Below are 4,036 nucleotides of genomic sequence, written 5' to 3' on the forward strand. Positions count from 1 at the left end.
GGATGGTCGAGGACGGCGGGCGCGCGCGGGAACGCCGAAGGGCCCCGGGGGGAACCGGGGCCCTTCGGCGTCGGTGCGGTGCGGTGCCCGCGCGGTCCGCGTGTCAGGCGGACTTGCGCGAGTCGCGCGGGTGGATCGCCAGGTTCATCCCGCCGGAGCGCAGGACGGCCAGGCGCTCGGCCAGGACCTCCTCCAGCTCCTCGCGGGTACGCCGCTCCATCAGCATGTCCCAGTGGGTGCGGGTGGGCTTGGTCTTCTTCTCCTCCGGCTCCTCGCCGTCGAGGAGGGCGGCCTCCTGACCGCAGAAGCGGCACTCCCACACCGCGGGGATCTCCGCCTCGACCGAGAACGGGACCTCGAAGCGGTGTCCGTTCTGACATGCGTACTCGACGGTCTGGCGGGGTGCCAGGTCAATGCCGCGGTCGGTCTCGTAGCTGGTCGCCCCGAGTCGCGTGCCGCGGAGAGCTCGCTCGCTCATGAATCGTGCCTCCCGGGCTTCTTGCCCACAGGACTAGTGGTCGCTGTCTTCGTCGCTGGGTCCAACGCTCGACCTCCGACGAAGATTCCCGTCGGGACATACGTCGCCTGTCGTGCCGCCCCTGTTTGTACCCATGGTGGCCCGTTTTGTCACATCTGAACGGTGTTATCACCCGGCGTGTCACATTTTGTGCACGTGTGATCCACCGAAGCTCACCGGGGCGGCCGGCTCCCCGGCCAGGTCTCCGGCCAGCTCCCCGGCCATCTCTCCGGCCATCTCTCCGGTCACGCCCCCGGCCGGGTCCTTCACCAGGCCCACCGGGGCCGGCTCCACCACCTCGGCGAGCACCGGGGCCGGGGCCGGGGCGGCCGCCGCCGCGGCGCGGGCGTCGCGGTGCGGCAGCAGCGCCACCACCGCGTCCCGCAGCGGGCCCGGGGCGTCCTCGTCCAGCGGGTCCACGGTCACCGGGACCTGAAGCCGGACCGGGGCCGCGGCGCCGATCCGGGCGTAGCCGCGTCCGGGCGGGGTGTGCGCGGCGGGCGCGATGTCCAGCGGGCCGCCGAGCGCGGCCGGGCCGGACTCCGCGTTCACCGGGCCGAGCACCACCCGGGTGCGGGTGCAGTTGCGCACGGTCGGGGAGATCCGGTCCCGGGCCTCCAGCGCGTCCGCGAACACCACCGTCACCCGGGCCGCCCGGCCGTGCCGCAGCGGCACCTCCAGGAGTTCCTGCGGGTCGGTGCGGCCCTCGGCGCGGGCCAGTTCGGACAGCTCGGTGAGGCGGTCCAGCAGGATCCACAGCGGACGGGTCACGTCGGCGGGCGCCGCCAGCCCGTGGTGCCGGGCCGCGTTCAGCGCCACCAGCCGCCGCTCGGTCTCCCGCGCGCACCACTCCAGCGCGGCCAGCGCCCCGTGCAGGCTGGTCTCCACGGTGTGCACGCCCGGACGGTTCACCAGGCAGGCGTGCTCGCCGGTGCTCGCCCCGTCCACCACCACCAGGTCGCCGTGCGGGAGCGCCTGCAGCGCGATCGAGCGCAGCAGCGTCGAGGTGCCGTGGCCGGGTGCGCCCAGCGCCAGCAGGTGCGGCTCGGCCGAGCGCGGGCCGACCCGCCAGACCACCGGCGGCTGCTGCTCGGTGACGCCGCCCTGCTCGACCGGGATGGTGCGCCGGCTGCCCGCCTCGTCGGTGAAGCCGAGCACGATCTCGCCCGGCGCGGTGACGAAGCGCTGCGCGACCACGTCGGCGGGCAGCGGGGCCAGCGCCGTCACCCGCAGCCGGTTGGTCTCCTCGTCCCAGTCGAAGCGGTACTCCCGCGAACGCCCCGCCTTGCCCTGCACCACCTGCTCGATCCGGGTCCGGGCGGCCGGCTCGGTGTCGGTGAAGTACGCCGGGTAGGCGATCTCCAGCGCGGCCAGCCGCCCGTCCGGGTCGAACGCCCACTCGCTGAACGCCGCCTTCCACTCGCCGTCCACCCGGTACAGCGCGCCCGGGTCGTCGTAGCCGCCGAAGTAGGGGGTCAGTGCCGCGTACAGGGCGGGCAGCTTGACGTCGGCGGCGTCCGGCACGGGCTCCGCCGGGGACTTGGGGGTGCGGCCGACCCAGGCCGCCGAGGCGACCAGGGCGACGATCGCCAGCAGCGGCCCGTGCGGCAGCAGGAAGACGCCGAGCAGTACGGCCGCGCCGACCAGCAGCGTCGGACCGCGCCGCTCCTTCGGGGTGGCCGCCCAGCGGGCCTTGGCCCAGTCGGTGTGGCGGCGCAGGCCGCGGCCGATCAGGGCCAGCGGCGCGAACACGTCGGCGGCGTGGTCGCCGGCGCTGCGGGCGAGGTCGCGGCCCCGGGTGAGGTGGCGGGTGAGGGACATGCGGGCTCCGGAGGGCAGGGAGGGGACGGGAGCGGGGCCGGCCGGGGGGACGACCGGCCGGAGGGGGCTGGCACAAGGCCCGGGGCGGTGGGATGTCCGCGCCCGGGCCGTGAGGAGCAGGGACCGCTCAGAACTTCAGGCCGCCGATCAGGCTGGCCAGGCTCGCGCCGCCCGCCTGGATGCTCGGGGCGATCGAGGAGCCCGCGACGTAGAAGCCGAACAGCGCGCAGACCAGGGCGTGCGAGATCTTCAACCCGTCCCGGCGGAAGAAGAGGAAGGCGATGACGCCGAACAGGACGATGCCGGAGATGGAGAGAATCACGGGATTGCTCCTCACGAGGGGCGGGGACGGTGTAACGGAAAGTGCCTCAATGGTGACAAGAAGTAATAGATGATGGGGTGCGGCAAACGGGTGGATCTCACCCGGGCACCCGGATCGGCGGTATACGTCCCGCGGTTCGGCGACGCACGGGGCCAGTGGATCGCACCGGCGCAGTCAGGCGTCCCCGCGCGGGGCGCGCCCGCGCCCCGCGCACCCGGAATTCGCCCGAACGGCGGTGCCGCACCGCGCCCGGGGGCCCGCACGGGCGTCCGCTAGCGTTCGCGGTGGCACCAGCAGGACGAGCCGCGGCCCGCACGGCCGCCCATCCGGAAGGCGGAACACCCCATGACCGACCCCACCGCGCAGGACGCCACCGCGCAGGACGCCGCCGTGCAGGACGTTGCCGCCGCGCAGCCGGACGAGGAGGTGATCGCGCTGGCCGGGCGGCTCTTCGACGCCGCCCGCACCGGCGACGCCGCGCTGCTGGCCGCCTACCTCGACGCGGGCACCCCCGCCGACCTGACCAACGACCGCGGCGACACCCTGCTGATGCTGGCCGCCTACCACGGCCACGCCGCCGCCGTCACCGCGCTGCTGGAGCGCGGCGCCGAGGCCGACCGGGCCAACGACCGGGGCCAGACCCCGCTGGCCGGCGCCGTCTTCAAGGGCGCCACCGAGGTCGTCGAGGCCCTGCTCGCCCACGGCGCCGACCCGCTGGCCGGGGCGCCCTCCGCGCTGGACGCGGCCCGGATGTTCGGCCGGGACGAGCTGGTCGCCCGCCTCACCCGGGCCTGAGCCGGACGCCCCCGGACCTGAGCCGGCCGCCCCCGGGGCGGGGTCCGGAGACCGGCCCGTACCCTTGGGCGCCATGGAGATCCGCACCACCGGCTTCGGACACCCCGACGCCCAGCAGCTCGCCGCCGAAGTCCAGCAGGAGTACGTCCGCAGGTACGGCGACGGCGACCAGACCGCCATCCACACCGACCACTTCGACCCGCCCGCCGGGCTGTTCGTGATCGGCTACCAGGACGGGCGGCCGGTGGCCTGCGGCGGGTGGCGCGCCAAGGAGCGGGACGCGGACGGCCTGCGCGACGGGGACGCCGAACTCAAGCGGATGTACGTCGTCCCCGGGGCCCGCGGCAGGGGCCACGCCCGCGCCGTGCTGCGCCACCTGGAGGACGCCGCCGTCGCCGCCGGGCGCACCCGGCTGGTGCTGGAGACCGGCACCCTGCAACCCGAGGCGATCGCGCTCTACACCTCCGAGGGCTACGCCGAGATCCGCAAGTTCGGCTACTACAAGGACCACGAGCAGAGCGTCTGCATGGGCAAGGAACTCGTCCCCGCCGTCGCCGCCCCGGGCGCCGACCTGCGGCAGC

At 75.1% G+C, this 4,036-nt stretch carries 5 protein-coding genes; 2 read left to right on the forward strand and 3 right to left on the reverse strand.

What is annotated here, in order from left to right:
- Nucleotides 1-103: 103 nt before the first annotated feature.
- The 3 genes from ACFUEL_RS36435 to ACFUEL_RS36445 all read right to left on the reverse strand — a co-directional run bounded on the left by ACFUEL_RS36435 (nucleotide 104) and on the right by ACFUEL_RS36445 (nucleotide 2,660).
- Nucleotides 104-478, reverse strand: coding sequence for an RNA polymerase-binding protein RbpA (locus ACFUEL_RS36435; RefSeq protein WP_380241989.1), 375 nt, complete (start codon nucleotides 476-478; stop codon nucleotides 104-106).
- Between the two features lie 180 nt (nucleotides 479-658).
- A complete protein-coding gene (locus ACFUEL_RS36440; protein WP_380241991.1) occupies nucleotides 659-2,338 on the reverse strand; it encodes a hypothetical protein in 1,680 nt (559 codons plus the stop codon).
- Between the two features lie 127 nt (nucleotides 2,339-2,465).
- Entirely contained in the window at nucleotides 2,466-2,660 is a 195-nt protein-coding gene (locus tag ACFUEL_RS36445) for a hypothetical protein (RefSeq protein ID WP_014134294.1), read from the reverse strand.
- Nucleotides 2,661-3,005: 345 nt separating this feature from the next.
- Between ACFUEL_RS36445 and ACFUEL_RS36450 the strand changes: the two genes are divergently transcribed.
- Both ACFUEL_RS36450 and ACFUEL_RS36455 read left to right on the forward strand, forming a co-directional pair.
- Entirely contained in the window at nucleotides 3,006-3,455 is a 450-nt protein-coding gene (locus tag ACFUEL_RS36450; RefSeq protein ID WP_380241993.1) for an ankyrin repeat domain-containing protein, read from the forward strand.
- Nucleotides 3,456-3,528: 73 nt separating this feature from the next.
- Nucleotides 3,529-4,036, forward strand: a 508-nt coding sequence (locus ACFUEL_RS36455; RefSeq protein WP_380241995.1) for a GNAT family N-acetyltransferase, incomplete at its 3' end; no start/stop codon positions are given.

This window comes from Kitasatospora sp. NPDC057198 (assembly GCF_042670125.1).
Lineage (GTDB): Bacteria > Actinomycetota > Actinomycetes > Streptomycetales > Streptomycetaceae > Kitasatospora.

What these genes read in the sequence shown, in the direction of transcription:
- ACFUEL_RS36435 (WP_380241989.1), bottom strand. Translation starts at nt 478, where the DNA reads ATGAGCGAGCGAGCTCTCCGCGGCACGCGACTCGGGGCGACCAGCTAC.
- ACFUEL_RS36450 (WP_380241993.1), top strand. Translation starts at nt 3,006, where the DNA reads ATGACCGACCCCACCGCGCAGGACGCCACCGCGCAGGACGCCGCCGTG.
- ACFUEL_RS36440 (WP_380241991.1), bottom strand. Translation starts at nt 2,338, where the DNA reads ATGTCCCTCACCCGCCACCTCACCCGGGGCCGCGACCTCGCCCGCAGC.